Annotated in this window: 9 protein-coding genes and 5 pseudogenes; 4 read left to right on the forward strand and 10 right to left on the reverse strand. The window is 34.4% G+C overall.

What is annotated here, in order from left to right; genetic code table 11:
• Positions 1 to 92 precede the first annotated feature (92 nt).
• The 9 genes and pseudogenes from C564_RS38380 to C564_RS0105360 form a co-directional block, all read right to left on the reverse strand.
• A pseudogene (locus tag C564_RS38380) lies at positions 93 to 218 on the reverse strand (ABC transporter ATP-binding protein); the annotation flags it as partial.
• Positions 219 to 1,063: 845 nt separating this feature from the next.
• Positions 1,064 to 3,290 (reverse strand): annotated as a pseudogene (locus tag C564_RS33305) (N-acetylmuramoyl-L-alanine amidase family protein).
• 754 nt (positions 3,291 to 4,044) lie between these two features.
• Positions 4,045 to 4,578, reverse strand: a pseudogene (locus tag C564_RS34400) (sensor histidine kinase); the annotation flags it as partial.
• 448 nt (positions 4,579 to 5,026) lie between these two features.
• Entirely contained in the window at positions 5,027 to 6,307 is a 1,281-nt protein-coding gene (locus C564_RS0105320) for an L-cysteine desulfidase family protein (RefSeq protein WP_018764660.1), read from the reverse strand.
• Positions 6,308 to 6,369: 62 nt separating this feature from the next.
• Positions 6,370 to 7,050, reverse strand: coding sequence for a helix-turn-helix transcriptional regulator (locus C564_RS0105330; protein WP_018764662.1), 681 nt, complete (start codon positions 7,048 to 7,050; stop codon positions 6,370 to 6,372).
• A 459-nt stretch (positions 7,051 to 7,509) separates the two neighbouring features.
• Positions 7,510 to 8,034: pseudogene (locus C564_RS38385) on the reverse strand (glucan-binding protein); the annotation flags it as partial.
• Positions 7,985 to 8,149, reverse strand: a complete 165-nt coding sequence (locus C564_RS34405; RefSeq protein WP_081621452.1) for an IS3 family transposase — start codon at positions 8,147 to 8,149, stop codon at positions 7,985 to 7,987. The gene C564_RS34405 and the pseudogene C564_RS38385, both read right to left, overlap by 50 nt.
• Positions 8,115 to 8,624 carry a GNAT family N-acetyltransferase gene (locus tag C564_RS0105345; RefSeq protein WP_018764665.1) on the reverse strand — a complete coding sequence of 170 codons (510 nt, stop codon included), beginning with the start codon at positions 8,622 to 8,624 and terminating at the stop codon, positions 8,115 to 8,117. Before C564_RS0105345 ends, C564_RS34405 begins: the two co-directional genes overlap by 35 nt.
• A gap of 1,219 nt (positions 8,625 to 9,843) precedes the next feature.
• Positions 9,844 to 10,569 carry a metallophosphoesterase family protein gene (locus tag C564_RS0105360; RefSeq protein ID WP_018764668.1) on the reverse strand — a complete coding sequence of 242 codons (726 nt, stop codon included), beginning with the start codon at positions 10,567 to 10,569 and terminating at the stop codon, positions 9,844 to 9,846.
• A 137-nt stretch (positions 10,570 to 10,706) separates the two neighbouring features.
• Between C564_RS0105360 and C564_RS31725 the strand changes: the two genes are divergently transcribed.
• Together C564_RS31725 and C564_RS34410 are read left to right on the forward strand one after the other, a co-directional pair.
• The gene (locus C564_RS31725) at positions 10,707 to 11,027 is read left to right on the forward strand and encodes a DUF4352 domain-containing protein (RefSeq protein ID WP_081621447.1); all 321 of its coding nucleotides are present in this window, start codon (positions 10,707 to 10,709) and stop codon (positions 11,025 to 11,027) included.
• A gap of 284 nt (positions 11,028 to 11,311) precedes the next feature.
• Positions 11,312 to 11,413 carry a YjcZ family sporulation protein gene (locus tag C564_RS34410; protein ID WP_018764670.1) on the forward strand — a complete coding sequence of 34 codons (102 nt, stop codon included), beginning with the start codon at positions 11,312 to 11,314 and terminating at the stop codon, positions 11,411 to 11,413.
• 305 nt (positions 11,414 to 11,718) lie between these two features.
• Here the strand turns inward: C564_RS34410 and pdxR are convergent, their stop codons facing one another.
• Positions 11,719 to 13,110, reverse strand: a complete 1,392-nt coding sequence (gene pdxR / locus C564_RS0105380; RefSeq protein WP_026008472.1) for a MocR-like pyridoxine biosynthesis transcription factor PdxR — start codon at positions 13,108 to 13,110, stop codon at positions 11,719 to 11,721.
• 110 nt (positions 13,111 to 13,220) lie between these two features.
• Between pdxR and C564_RS0105385 the strand changes: the two genes are divergently transcribed.
• Entirely contained in the window at positions 13,221 to 14,126 is a 906-nt protein-coding gene (locus tag C564_RS0105385; RefSeq protein ID WP_018764673.1) for a DMT family transporter, read from the forward strand.
• 208 nt (positions 14,127 to 14,334) lie between these two features.
• Positions 14,335 to 14,892, forward strand: a pseudogene (locus C564_RS33315) (transposase); the annotation flags it as partial.
• Positions 14,893 to 14,989: the final 97 nt, after the last annotated feature.

The following is a 14,989-nucleotide window of genomic DNA, read 5'->3' on the forward strand; positions in this document are numbered from 1 at the left end:
TATTCCTCTCCTCTATTCATATTGGATAGGTGGTTGCTTGCTGTTTCATACTAACCACACAGCTATCATCTCTACCAATGACAAAAGGTCAACATTAAATTTGTAATCATCTTCATAATGATTATTTTTACAAACGCTATTCTGTCCTAACAAACGGTAAATCCCTCTTTTTTCACATGTATGTTAACCCCTGAAATTACTTCTTTTCCTTGAAACACTCTTGTTAACTGGTTTGTTTTTCATATATAAGTCATATCTGTTCCGCCTTTCATGCTTCTTTATATTTTGATCATACCCAATGAAAATCTCTTTTTCCTTACCTATTCCTTACAAATCCCTTACGTTCAAAATAGCTTCTATAATAGGGTAGAAGGAGTATCTGTGCCTGAAAGTTCAAAGTATTTTCCAATAAATATATGAATCAAAAAGAAACACAGAAGTTTTTCACTTCTATGTTTCTTTTTTTCGTCCTTTAAATATTAAAGATTTGGTTTACTCTTAACAGGGTGAATTCCGGCTCTTTTCTAATGTAATTTTTCTTCTTGCGATACAACATAAATGACATTGTGCTGCATGAAACACTCCTAACGTTGTTAAAATCACTTGTTTCTAAGTGGGGTCACTATATCACGGAGTTTATAATGATATGTAAATGTAAACTAATATTCAAAAGTTCACTTTCATTTATGGTATTAAAAAAGATTCTAATTAAGGATCTTTTTTTGTCTATTATAAATTATTTAATTATAAAGTTTAAAATCCCTATAATTATACATGCAATTCCGGCTAAAAATTGTCCTATTCCAGTGATTTTGTCTAAAAATGTTTCATATTTTTTAGTACTATATATACCCCATAATACTAAGAGTACTCCAAAAAGTATAAATGATAGTTTTAAAATCATCTTATAATTACCTCTGTCTATTATATTTTTTCTATGTATGTATTTCTTATACCTTTATTATTACATTGAAATAATAGTTGTACTATCTAATAACCTTACATAAAGATGACAGTTTTGTAAGATTTCTTTCATAAGTAAAAAATAAACTTTTTGGTATTATTAACGTCTGTGTCCCTTGTCATCAAACGTCCATGTTTTACCATCTATTTGAACAGTGGTATTTTGGTGAATTGATCCATCCTCTTTAGCATAATACCTAAAATATCCATATTGACCATGATGCGTTTCATAATCACCATTGAACCATCCTATCTTGGCTGCTCCAGAATCATCGAAGCGATACCATTTACCATCTATTTCTTGCCACCCTGTCTGCTTTACGCCTTTATCATCACAATAGTATATCTTACCATTTGCTTTTTCAAACCCTGTCATCATAGCTTGTCCGTCATTATTAAAATAATATCTTTTTCCTTCAATGGTTTCATGACCATCTAAAGTATAGTGTATGCCATCTTTAAAGCGGTATTTTTTTCCGTCAATTTCCTTCCAACCAGAATAGGAATCCCCTTCTTCTACGCTGTAATATACGATTGCAGCCTGCTTCTCTGTATCAAATCCAGGTAAAAAGATTTTAGATACTCCTGTTTTTCTAATAGAGCCGTCTCTCTCAAATACTAGTCGTTTCCCGTCAAGATTAACACGAGTAATAGTATCTAGTGCTTTCCCATTCAAATCAGAAGCCTTCTCAAGTACACCTTTGTCAGAAAATGAAGAATAACATTTTGATCTTCTAGGCGTATTTCATTTGTATTTGCCACATAATTTTGGAAATAATAAATTTCACCTTCGATTTCTCGTAGACCTTCTTTAATGAACGCTCCAGAAGCATCAGAATAATGCAAATCTCTCCACGCTGATCGTTGCAGAACACCTGAATCATTAAAGTCGTAGTACTTCCCTTCAATCTCTCGACCATTTCCTACAACCATTTGGTTAGAATTTGGATTAAAATAATACATATTCCCGTTGATTTCCTTCCAGCCCTTTAAAAGAACACCTGAAGAATTTGCATAATAACGGGAACCATCTCTTTCCACCCAATTATTCGTTATCAATTTGCCAGAATCATATGCAGTCCATAGGGAACTATCTTTGCTATCCTCTTTGAACTCTATCTTTTCATACTTCGGTATCTCATTTCTTTTACCTGGATACCATTCTTTTAACCAGTTGTGAACTTCATTGTTAGTTTTTGCAGTAAAAGAAAGGTCATCATTACCACTATCTGGACTATGGAATAATTGAGAGCTAAGGCCAGCAATTAAAGGTACACCATTCTTGTTTACCAAATGGAACTGAACTTTATTGTCATGAGATTTATTGTCAATCATGACCAGTTCAAGCACTTCATCATCACCAATCACATCTGAATATTGAAGCGCATTTTCTTCTTTTCCCGAAAGATATTTCGAGCCTTTTTTAACGATTACTTTATTTGTCCCCTTTTTATAAGGAATAATTTGATAAGGGTTACCATCATTTAGTATGCTATATACCGATGTAATAGGTGTCTCTAGGATTTGAGCGGTATCTGCTAAAATATTACTTGATCGTTTATTAAAATCTGCAAGAGCTTCAGGATTATTCGTAACATAATTAGAAAGAGTTTCTCTATTTGTTGGTTTTGAAGTCAATGTTGCTAACTTTTTTTGTTCTTCTGTTAAATAAGAAAAGCGGTCCACTCCTAACCCTTTAAAACCGTCAAGAGAATTTGCTCCAAATTTTTTCTTGTAAAATTCATTAACAAGAATGCTGTTTTGACCAGATGTTTTTTCTACATATAAGGTAATTTCTTGATTAAGCGCAACGCCAGTTCTACCTTCATCCAATTGTGCTTGTGTAATATAAAGAAGATTGTGTTCTGCAGCAGATTTTGCATACGGCTCTAGATCTACGATTGTACCTGCTTCTGTAATCTGAAGTTGCTGCCCCAATCTTAAGTTGTGAATCTCACTTTTCCCATTTTGATAGAGAACTTTAATCGATTTAGTAAAATTCCCATCATCTTTCGTATGATGCACAGAAAGATTAAATTCCCCTGATTTAAAGTTAGGAGCTCTGTAAGATACATTCTCTGCATATGGACCCGCGTAATTAGTTAGGTCAGCACCCCCCACACCTCTTCGCCAACTGCTTCATAAATATCTTTCGCTGCTCCTAATGAAGTAATGGTCACGTCCAGCACTTTAGCTATAAGCCCCGCACTTATTTTTGCGCTTGCCTGGTTCTCTGCAACAGGAGCTACAGAAAAAAGAATACCTAATGCCGCTGTGGCAGGAATCACTTTTTTTCCAAATCCACTTATTTTAAATGTTTTTTTCATTTTTGTTTTCCTTCCTTAGTAAGATTTAGATTTCTCAAACACAATACTGTAAAATAATAAGCACCGGGAAATTCATTTTATTTTAAATATCTTTCATCTCCCTTTCATAAAGGTTACAAAAGTCTTTCAACAGTTGTGTTATATTACGCAAACTGTAATAAATAGAAATATTAAACATTAATAAGTGGGAGAAAATATAATAAATTAGAAGTACTTATGGAGAAGAACAACATAAAAACCCCGCTTTTTTTAAGAGGATCAGGACATCTGAGCGCGTTTGAGAGCTTTTTCTGCCACATGCGAGGGTTAAAACAAAGAAAGAACTTGAGTTCAAGTCATCTCTTCTTCTGCATATCAAAAACTTATATGTAAAAAAATGAAAATGGATTTATATAGGTAAGAGGTAACAAAATAACATAACAATATAATAATATATAAAACAAAAATTTTATTCATTACACTAAAAATGACATGGAATATGAATTCCATGTCATTTTTCAAAGTGATTTCGGAAATAAGGGGGAAAGGGATTGCTCAAGCTTATTTTTCTAGCACATCTGAGCCAATTAATTTTAAATCCTATGTTTTAATTGCACTTGTTGAGGTAAATGAAACTATAAAACATAAGATTATACTGTACATTGCTTATACTTTTTACTTCTGAGTTAAAATAAAATCAACTTTGCTTTATTCATCTTATTATATATCCCTTTCAATTTGCTTTCATAAATGTTACAAAAGTCTTGCAATCATCTTATTTCTTTGCTGATGTAACGGGAAGAGTAAACCAAAATTCACTCCCCTGTTTAGCGCCTGAACGATCTCGTACACCAATTTCGCCTTTGTGCATTTCAATTAATGATTGTGCAATGGCTAATCCAAGTCCAGATCCCCCAGATTGTGAGCTTCTTGATGAATCTGTTCTAAAAAAGCGTTCAAATATGCGCAGTTGATCACTATAAGCAATGCCTTCTCCTTCATCACGTACAATGAATTGAACGTGATGCTTCTACTTATTTTCCTCTACAATTAACTCAATCGTTCCAGACACTGGAGAATATCGAATTGCATTATGTAACAAATTACTGATAACCCGTGCTATCTTACAAGGCATAATCCAGAGCTTAGGCAATGTATCAGAAACTTGTAATTGCAAATAGATCTGTTTTTCTTCTAATAAAATAGAATGTGAATCTAGTACTTCTAATAGAATACGATCCATATGTGTGAAACTTGGATAAAAATCTGCTTGTCCAAGTTCTAACTTAGAAAAATCAATACGTGTATTCGATTTGATACGCGAGATATAATAGGGGTCACCATATCACTATCAACTTAAGAGATTTTAATAACTATAAATACAAAAAACGGTATCCTGTCTAATAATCTAGCTTGCTTAGAAAGAATAACGTTTTTACTTTTTAAGATCGTGAATATTCTTAAGTTGATGGGCATGGTATTGTGACCCCTAAAGAGGAATCCTGTTTGCTCAAACTTTATGTCAAAGCTACATTTAGATAAACATAAAACCGTAGAAATGATTAATTTCTACGGTTTTTATTACATTAATTTAAAATTCTTTCGTAGTGGCCCTTCATACCAGCTGCTACTCCACCGATGGATTGGTCGGATAATACAATTTCAAATGAAATATTTGCTGTATGATTATGGTTTATTCAGTAGGATGTACATGGACTCTACTGATTATTAATAACATCCACAGTGATACATCACTACTATTTTCTTTTATTAATCATCATCTCTAGCATGATCTTATCCATATTCGATGAACCTTCATTTCCTAATCGGCAAAAGTTCTCAATTGTTTTATCAACATCTGCTTCGATAAATCCATCTGTAGCAGAGATACACATTCCTTGTGAGGCTAACAGTGCAGATTGTACAGCTGCACTTGAACAAGTTGCTACCTTCATCGCACATCCTGCTTTTGCTCCGTCACAAATCATCCCTGTCACATTTCCAAGTGTATTTTGGATTGCATACTTTATCTTTTCAATATCTCCACCTAATAAATACGTAATAGCAGCCGATGCACTTGCACCAGCAACTGTTACACCACAAAGTGCAGACAAACGTCCAAACTGATTTTTAATGTAAATCGCTAATAAATGACTTAACGTAACAGCACGAATTAGCTCTTCTTCCGAAGCATTTAATTTCTCACCTGCGGCTACTACAGGCATCGTTACGGCAATCCCTTGATTACCACTTCCTGAGTTAGCCATTACTGGCATTGTCGAACCGGCCATACGTGCATCTGAACCAGCAGCTGCTAATGCCATCGCATGAGTTGTTAAATCATCTGATAAAATTCCTTTCAATACATTTGCCTTTAATGTTTTTCCAACTTGTAAGCCATATTCATTCGACAAACCATCTAATGCCACATTACGATTCAGTTCAATACTCTTTTTTACAAGTACCAATTCCTTTACATCTACAGTCGTAACAAATTCATATATTTCTGGAATCGTTAGTTCATCACGTTCTTCTTCAGAAGTGGCAAAGTGTGTATTTCCACATCCATTCTTATAAACAAGCTCCCCATTCGCTTCTACTAATGCGATAAATGTGTGATTATCCTGAATAATGGCCCTTGCATATCCCTCGTCTGTCGTAAACTTCACTTCAATGTATAGCTTTTTAGACGTATCTGCTAATTCTACAGACACTTTCCCCGCTTCTACTAAAGAGATTGCTTGTTCTTCATCTTCTTCTGAGATTCCGGCTAACACTTCTAAATCTTTTTTGCTATCTCCTGCTAACACCCCTAAAGCAGCAACAAAGTCAATTCCAGTAGCCTTCATTCCTGGTATACCAACCGCCATTGCATTTTTAATGACATTTGTACTTGCAAGTACTTCAATTGACTGTATGTCGCCCTTCATATAATCTCTTGCAGTAGCTGCGGCTAACGCAATCGACACTGGCTCTGTACACCCTAAAGCAACGACTAATTCTTTCTCTAACACACGTAATATACTATTCTTGTTCACAAATTGCCCCCCTATCTTTCAACCACCCATCATGTGAAATGATGAATAAGTTTTCGCAAAAATTAATTGTTTTCATCTTTAATCTTCTGTAAATAACGGTATATAGTTGGCTCAGATGTTTTTAACATTTTCGCCACCTCACATACTCTACCTTTTAATAGAAATGTTCCTTGGTCATGTAAATCACGTACAACATTCATCTTTTCTTTCGCTGACAGCCTCTCCGGAGGCACGTCAAATGTTTCCATCGTTTGAATAATAATTGTAGATAGAACATCTTCCACTTTTCCATGCAATTGCTCAAATGCAAGTGTCTCTTCTTCCGCTTGTTTAGCTTCAAGATTAACCATCTCATCAGAAAATGATAAAAACTGATCCATCATCTCTTTTACCTTTGCATAATGTGCCACATCAGCATTTACACATAGAATCCCCACTAACTCTTTCTTATCATTCTTAATGAAAAAGCTAGAGGAGCGAAAGACCTTTCCATCCTTATTTACTGCTTTGTAATTAGCGATAAAATCACGCGTTAAATATGTTTTTTCTTGAAGTACCTTTAACACTAAGTTTGTAGGTGCGTCCCCGATCTTATGACCAGTTATATGCCCATTCTCAATAGCAATGACAGAGCTTTCCGGCCTTGATAAATCGTGCAATACGACTTCACAATTTCTTCCCATTACCTTCGATAGAAATGTAACGAACGGATAGTATTGCTGTAATAATGTTTCGTTCTTCATCCTTCATTACTCCAATACTTCCTGTATTAAGTTGTAATAATAAACTATCATTATAATTTATTATTACAATTTAATAGTATCATAATATGTAAGCGCTCACAAAAGAATTCGAACCCTTTTAACATTTTTTTCTATCCCTAGATATTCGCATTGCAAGCAAGCCTTTAAGGAGTACTGAAACGATTCAAGGAATGAGGGGAATTCTGGAAAATAAATATAAAACAAAGGGGTTAATTTTAAAATTCAACGTTTATATCTAAATTTTATTTATAAAGGGGTCTCGCCACATCCATCAACTTAAGAAGATTTACTACCCATTATCGTTAAAAACATTATTCCTTCTAGATTAATAAGAAGGGATAACACCCAAACAGACACCCTCTCAGGTGTCTTTTCTCATTATAGAAATATCTTAAAATAGATATCTGGTGTCATATATTCAATTTAAAAGGCCTTTTATTATATCATAACGCCATTATCGGCAAATTGATACCATTTTCCATTGATATTCTTCCATCCAGTAGCCATATATCAGTAGTTATCAAAGTAATACCAGTTACCTTCAATTTTTCTCCAATCCGTAGCCATAGAACCATCTTCTATGAAATAACGCCATACTGCATCAGCATCGGATTTACCAAAACTTATCCATCCTGTAGACATAACCCCTTCATAACCAAAGTAATATGTCTTTTCATTAATAGTTTTTAGCTTTAAAGACATACGTCCATCTTCATCTAAGTAATACCAATTCCCTTTATCTTGTATTCAGCCAGTTTTCATCGTGCCATCTTCATTTAGATAGTACCAATTATCCTTATCTTGTACCCAGCCTGTTTGCATCTTTCCAGCAACAAAGTAATACCAGCTTCCGTTATAGCTTAACCAGCCATTATAGCTAATACCCTCGTTATTAAAGTAGTACCACTCATTCTTAATTAAATTCCACCCAGTTGCCATGGATTCTAATATTGTTACACCAGTTTACGTAGTCGTTCAATTCTAAAATCAATTCTTCTAAACTTGCGAAATGACGATCGCGAACGAACTCTGTTTTAAGAAGATTAATTGTTATTTTTATAGTAGAAGATGGTAGCAGCTAATTCACCATTCTCAGATTTCGCATAGTTAGGAATCCACCCAGCTTGAATATAACCTAATGAAGTATATAGTTTATTGGAAGGGTCTCCTTCTCTTGTATCAAGAACTAATAATGACCTATCCTTCTGTTTTGCTATTTCTTCAGCCCTTTGCATAAGTAAACGACCAATACCATTACGTCGATAATTGGGGTGTGTCATTAATTTTGCGATTTCAGCTCTATGGCTTCCATTCTGCTTCGTCGATAATTGTAACTGTACACTTCCAACAATTTGATTGTTTGATTTAGCTACAAATAAAATCACTTCGGGGCTAAGAACGGTTTCCCAGTACTTCTCTGCATCTACTTTTCCCATTGGTGGTAAAAATCCAATCGAAGCCCCATCTTCTACAACCTTTATTAAAAGTTCTGAAAGCTCATTAAGATGTTCTTCAATTAAAAATAATTGTTCAATTTTTACATCAATATCCAAGACAATCACCTCTATTTTAAATTAGCAGCTTAATAAAAATTAGGTGTATCTGTGTTGCCTATCTAATTTCATAAAATAACCATTCGGATATTTCTCCTCCCTATAACCAATTTTCAATATTATTTTTTTATTCATACGAATAGGTAAGAGTTTGAAGTTATCGCTCCCTTTTCCCCTCGTTAGCACCGTACGTGCCACTTTCATCGCATACGGCGCCCCAACTAATCCAAATTTATTTGCTCATTGACACTTCTGATACTGTGTATCTTCAGAGCCTCAATTCTTCCGTATTAATAAGTCGGTGCCTTTCGCAAAAGGTGAACCTCTATTAGTCTCACAAAAACCTTATTAATCGATAAAGATTTGCCTTGCATGAACAAATAATCCTTCATTAGTCTAGTGGCTATCCCTCCATGTGGATTGGACATTTCATCGATACTGTGCCACCACTTTCACTGATATAAAGAGAAGTTATACATTCGCTAATCTCACAAATGCTTTCCAACTCAACGCTTCAAAGAGAGTAAGCCCTCCACGTTATCAGCTTACAACGTTGAATTATATCTATTATAGAACAAACGTAGGTGCTTCCTGTGAGCCTGTTAATCTTCATATGCCTGTAACGTATCATGGATTTTCATATTAGCTAGTTTTACTCATCCACTACTAACTTCACACAAGGTGAGATACACATTTCTATGTATTACAGGTCTAGACCCGTACATTAGAAAGTTCGTCAGAAACCCCACTTCTTATTGTAAGGTGCATTGCATTCTCACCATATTTGTTCAACTCAAGCATCATAATTTACACCGCCCCCTCGGGTAAGGTTTTCGCCAGCTGATACTGTTACGGTAAATTCTCACGCCTATTTGCCGAGCTTATAACACGAAACTTCTTACTCAATGTCGTGCTATTCGACGCAGAGAGAGCCTTTCAAGGCGTTACCCTATCATTCGACTCTTCGATATAATCCTTCCGTTTCATCAAGATGAAACGGTCTAGCCTTTACCAGAGTAATGTGACCATTCTCCATTTAAGCTAGAAACATTTCGCACAACTATCCTGCACCTTTAGTGAAATAACAGAGTGTAGTTAATTTGGGTACATCTTTTTTATAAACGGTTTAACTTTCTTCAAAACGTCATGACTTTTTTATAAACAGTACAACTTTGTTTTAAGTCGACATGTCACATCTTCTGCTAAAGTTCTCTTATTTTTAAATTCTTCCTGTTTTCACTGCTCTAGCCCAATCTAAGCGACCGTTTATTTCACTTTTGTTAATTGCTCCATCTTGATTATAAGGAATATGTAATTGCTCTATCATCCAATCATTTTCTTGTTTTGTAACAATTGTATAATTAGCAAATGGTGAACCTGATTCCATTTTATGATAGATTGGTAATTCATCTTCATAAGCGGGTAGCCCAACACTTCCTGGATTAATAATTATTTTATCATTTGGAAGATAAATGACTCTTGGTATATGTGTATGTGCACAAAAAATAAGCCTTTGTGGAATACCTCTTACTAATTTCATAATATCTTCTGTCTTTTTAAGTACTGATCCACTAGAGTTCATTTCCTCTAACAAATATATTTCATCACTTGTCGGTGTTCCATGACAAAAATAGAAATCATCGGTTTGTAAGAAATTAGGTAAATTAGAAATCCACGTTTTATGCTCATCCTCTAATAAATTCTGTACATATTGAACTGTTAAATTAGACGTATTAGGCTCTAATAAAATTCGATCGCAATTCCCTTTAATACTTTGAATATTTTGGTTCATTAAAAGATCATAGGTTTCCAGTGGAAATAAAGGACCATATAAGCTATCCCCCAAATTATAAATAGATTGAATCCCTCGGTTATTAATATCTGTTAGTACAGCTTGTAAGGCATCTTTATTTCCATGAATATCAGCCATTATTGCAATTTTCATACCAATCACCCCTTCAGAATTTATAGTTTCACTTTTATTTCATCATAAATATGAAAAGAATTCTGTCCTTACCTTATATAGAATGAATATTCATACTATTATTGCACATTAATTGAAAAAAGCCGACACTAAATGTTATAGGTAATGAAGATGTAAAAGCACAGGGCATATTTAAAGCTTTAGAAGTCTACGTTATGAATCGTCAAGAGGAACCTATTACACTAAATAGCAAAAACTTTAAATTAATTGATGATCTAGGAAGAGAATATTACAGTTCTACTGAAGCTCAATTAGCACTTAAAGCTGTGAATAATGCTACATTTAAATTTGATACTCTTAATCCAGATTCAAGTTCGTCAGGAAAAATTGTATTCGATGTACCGAAATATGCTAAAGGATTAGTTTTACAATTTAATGGTGATATGTTGGATAAAGAGATTGATTTAAAAGTTGAATAGTCAAAAGAACTCGAAAAAGTGGTTTTTGAATGAAATACTGATTTGAATCATATTTCTCAAAAGTAAATGTAGATAAATATGGTAAAATGGTAATTGGATGGGAGTCCAATACATATTATTAAAATTAAAGTGGTTCAAGTCGGAGAAAGGCACCTTATGGTGTCTTTTCTTTATTTCTTAAAGGACCTGCTCATTCATCATTATAAAACATAAAGTAATGTAAACCCGTTAAAACACAAGAATGACCCAATGTTCTCCCCTCTTATCTAAAAGGAGGAACTGTTATGGGCTTTGGAGGTAGTTGCAGTAGTTTTGGTGGTGGATTCGCCTTAGTCGTTGTGCTCTTTATATTATTAATCATAGTTGGAGCTAGCTGCTTTTGCTGATTTACTTACTAGTAAAGAAAAGGCACTCATTGGAGTGTCTTTTCTTTATGAAAAAATCCCCACACAATGCGCTGGGGAAAGAGCAAACTGTTCAGTTGGATGAACATCTTCATCATAATGGCGTACCGCCCCATGCCCATCAACTTAAGAAAACAAATCCACCCAAAACGAAAAAATGAGCTTTTTTATTACGAATTAGCACAAAATCTCGTTCTGGGGGTAGTTGTATTTTCTTAGCTTGATAGCGATGTGGTGCTACCTCTAATAGGAAAAACGAAAAAACTTTTTTAGGGAAAAAATCAAGATTACAACCAAATTTTTGCTAGTTGAGATACTCCTTTTATTATCTTTTCTTCACATAAATTACCCAACCCAAGTTGAATATGTGGATATTGTGGTATACATTTCGAGAAATATTTCGAGCAAGGATAAACTGCAATTCCGTATTCATATGCCCTTTCAATTAGCATTTTTTCACTCATTTTTGTTTTAACTTCAATAATAACGAAAATTCCGGAGCTACCACCTTTTATTTCAACATAATTCTTAAAGTGTTTTAGTAATTCCCTATTCAATAGATTCATTTTACGTTTATACAAAGCTTTCATCTTCCTTAAGTGTGAGTACCAATATCCTTCATTCATAAAGGTCGCCAGTGTTCGCTGATGAATAGATGAGGATGTTTGCTCAAGTAAAGGGAGTATCTTTTTATATTCACTTACTAGCCTCCTAGGTAAAACCATATAACTGACACGGATAGAAGGTAGCAGTGCTTTTGAAAAAGTTCCTAAATAAACCACCCTATCATTAGAATCTAAACTTTGAAGAGACGGTACAGGTTGATGGATGTATCGAAATTCACTATCGTAATCATCCTCAATAATATATCCTTCCACCCTTTTTGCCCATTGAATTAACTTTAATCTTTCATTGACGGGGATAGTCACTCCATATGGAAAGTGATGAGTAGGAGTGACATATAAAAGTCTAGAAGGCGACTTTAAAAGGCGATCGACTTGAATGCCTTGTTCTTTTACCGGAATCGGATCAATGATAAATGACTGAAGAGCAAATAGTTCCCTTGCCACATCATAGCCAGGGTCTTCTACTGCCAGATAATGATAGTCTTGCTTTAGCAACAGCGACAAAAGTAATAACAAGTGTTGTGTGCTACTGCCAATAATAATCTGTTCAGCAGAAGTATTAACCCCTCTTGATTGAAACAAGTAATCTGCTAGTACCTTTCTTAATTTAATATCGCCTTGTTTTTCTCCGTATGAAAACATGCTAGAGTCTTTAACGATTTTGTTTGTAAGCATTCTCCATTTTTTCAAAGGGAAGTTCTCTTGATCCACTGTCCCAATCTTAAAGTCAATAGTTTTCATGTCAGTTTGATTTTTTTCATGATGCTGTTCTCTAATGGGTTCATAATTAAGCGTCTCATCCGATATAGTGGCCTCTACAAAAAATCCCTTTTTGTTCTCACTTCGAATATATCCTTCCGATTGCAATTGTTCATAGGCTACCTGAGTTGTGTTTCTGCTGACCTCTAATTGGAGAGCAAGTTGTCTAATCGATGGCAACTTTGTATTCCTTTCTAATTTACCAGATAAAATCTGGGTACGTATGTATTGATAAACTTGTTGGTACATAGGAGTGTTACTTTCTCGATTGATATTAAATATTAGTTCATTCATCATTGAAATACCTCATCTGTCATTTGTGTTTATTGTAAACTGTACCTTTTAGAAATGACAGTATAAATGAATAATGAATTTAGAAAAAATTTTGATTTGGGAGATAACTTATGACAATATTTATGTACATATTTTGTTTGATTGTATGGGGACTCAACTTTATTGCAGTAAAAATTCAAGGAACTCCTGTCAGCTTGGAATTATCCTTAACTTATCGTTTAGTTATGACAGCCTTTTTATTTTTGGTTCTTGTTTGGTTCCTTCGACCAAGAGGGAGGCCAACAAGAAAAGATATCCCATTTGTAATAGTTTTTGGTGTATGTAACTTTGCATTAAGCTACTTATGCCTTTATTACGCCACAATTTTGAGTTCTGCAGCAATCGTAACATTGATTTTTTCATTAAAGGTGATTTTGACCCCGATTACTCTCCGGATTTTTTTAAAAGAAAAGTTACATTCACGCGTTTTGTTTGGGGGGATTTTTGGTGTATTAGGCGTATGTATTCTCATCTATCCGAATTTGAACAACTTTCAAGGGTCCAATGACATAAAAGGAATTATGGTTGCGATCTTAGGTACGCTTCTTACAGCAGTAGGTGATGCCAGCTCGGCACGAAATGCAAGTCACAAGGTGAATCCTATCTATGCAAATGCCATTGGATTTACAGTGGGCAGTATATTGATGGGAGTAATTGTATTATTTCAAGGACAAGAATTTATATTTCCAACATCGTTTTCATACTTATCTGTGTTGCTATATTTAACCCTGGTTGCTTCATTTGTAGCATGGTTATTCTATTTGAAGCTTGTAGAAAAAATTGGAGGAGCTCAAAGTGGCTATATGGTTGCACTTTTCCCGGTAATTGGAGGAATAGCTTCCGTTTTAATCGGTGAGTCAGATCCATCATTGTATTTGTTTGCTGGTTGCTTTTCTAGCTGTATTGGTGCTGCCATCGCATTAGGGTTTGGAACTCGGAAGCAAAATGCGAAATTACCTCTAAAAAGAGCTAATTAAGAAGGAATAAGTCTTGTGAACTTGAAAATAGAGCTCATTTATTTGGTTCTCAGGTTGTTGACCAAGAATGCATGAACACTTAAACAAATGGAATATAGACTATAGGGGTCACCATACATTACTATCAACCTAAGAGGGATTTGTATCCATAATTCATAGAAAGCGTTATTCTTTTTGTAGAAATATACAGAAAGGATGGCGTTTTTGTATGAATCTATCGATTCAAGATGAGTTTTATTTGTTCGCTGAAGAATTACAGCGATATCTATCTCCACATATTCTTCAACAACTTGCACAAGAGACAGGTTTTGTAAAACGAAAAAGTAAGTATGGCGCACGAGATTTGGCTCCTATTTATCCTAGTTCAGGAGGATGTGCACAAACAGCCTGTATTAAAATTCAGCTAGAGTATGATTTACATAGTGGAAAATTCCTCAATTTTCAAATGGATCCAGGTGAAAATAATGATAAAATCTTTGGTACAGATTGTTTAGATACTTTATGCCCAGGAGATTTATGCATCCGGGATTTAGGTTATTTTCACTTGAAAGATCTTCAACATATACAAGATAAAAAGGCTTATTATATCTTAGGTATCAAATCGAATACACGTATTTATTAAAAAAATCCTAACCCTGATTATTTTCAAGATGGCAGAATCAAGAAAGGTACAGAGTATATCCAGATAGATATGGAGGTTTTAATGAACTCTCTTCAACCAGGACAAACATGTGAAATATCCAATGCTTTTGTAGGAATGGTTGACTTACGCTGTTTCCATTCTTGATATACGGATATAAATCTATTATCAATCTCAATTTTCTTTCGACCAAATTTAATACCCTTAAAAAATCACTATTCTC

Source organism: Bacillus sp. 105MF (assembly GCF_000374885.1).
Lineage (GTDB): Bacteria > Bacillota > Bacilli > Bacillales > Bacillaceae_G > Bacillus_A > Bacillus_A pseudomycoides.

Bases quoted from the DNA above. Each gene is read 5' to 3' on its own strand.
- C564_RS34410 (WP_018764670.1), top strand. From the start codon at position 11,312: ATGGGCTTTGGAGGTAGTTGCAGTAGTTTTGGTGGTGGATTCGCCTTA.
- C564_RS0105360 (WP_018764668.1), bottom strand. From the start codon at position 10,569: ATGAAAATTGCAATAATGGCTGATATTCATGGAAATAAAGATGCCTTA.
- C564_RS0105385 (WP_018764673.1), top strand. From the start codon at position 13,221: ATGACAATATTTATGTACATATTTTGTTTGATTGTATGGGGACTCAAC.
- C564_RS0105330 (WP_018764662.1), bottom strand. From the start codon at position 7,050: ATGAAGAACGAAACATTATTACAGCAATACTATCCGTTCGTTACATTT.
- pdxR (WP_026008472.1), bottom strand. From the start codon at position 13,110: ATGAATGAACTAATATTTAATATCAATCGAGAAAGTAACACTCCTATG.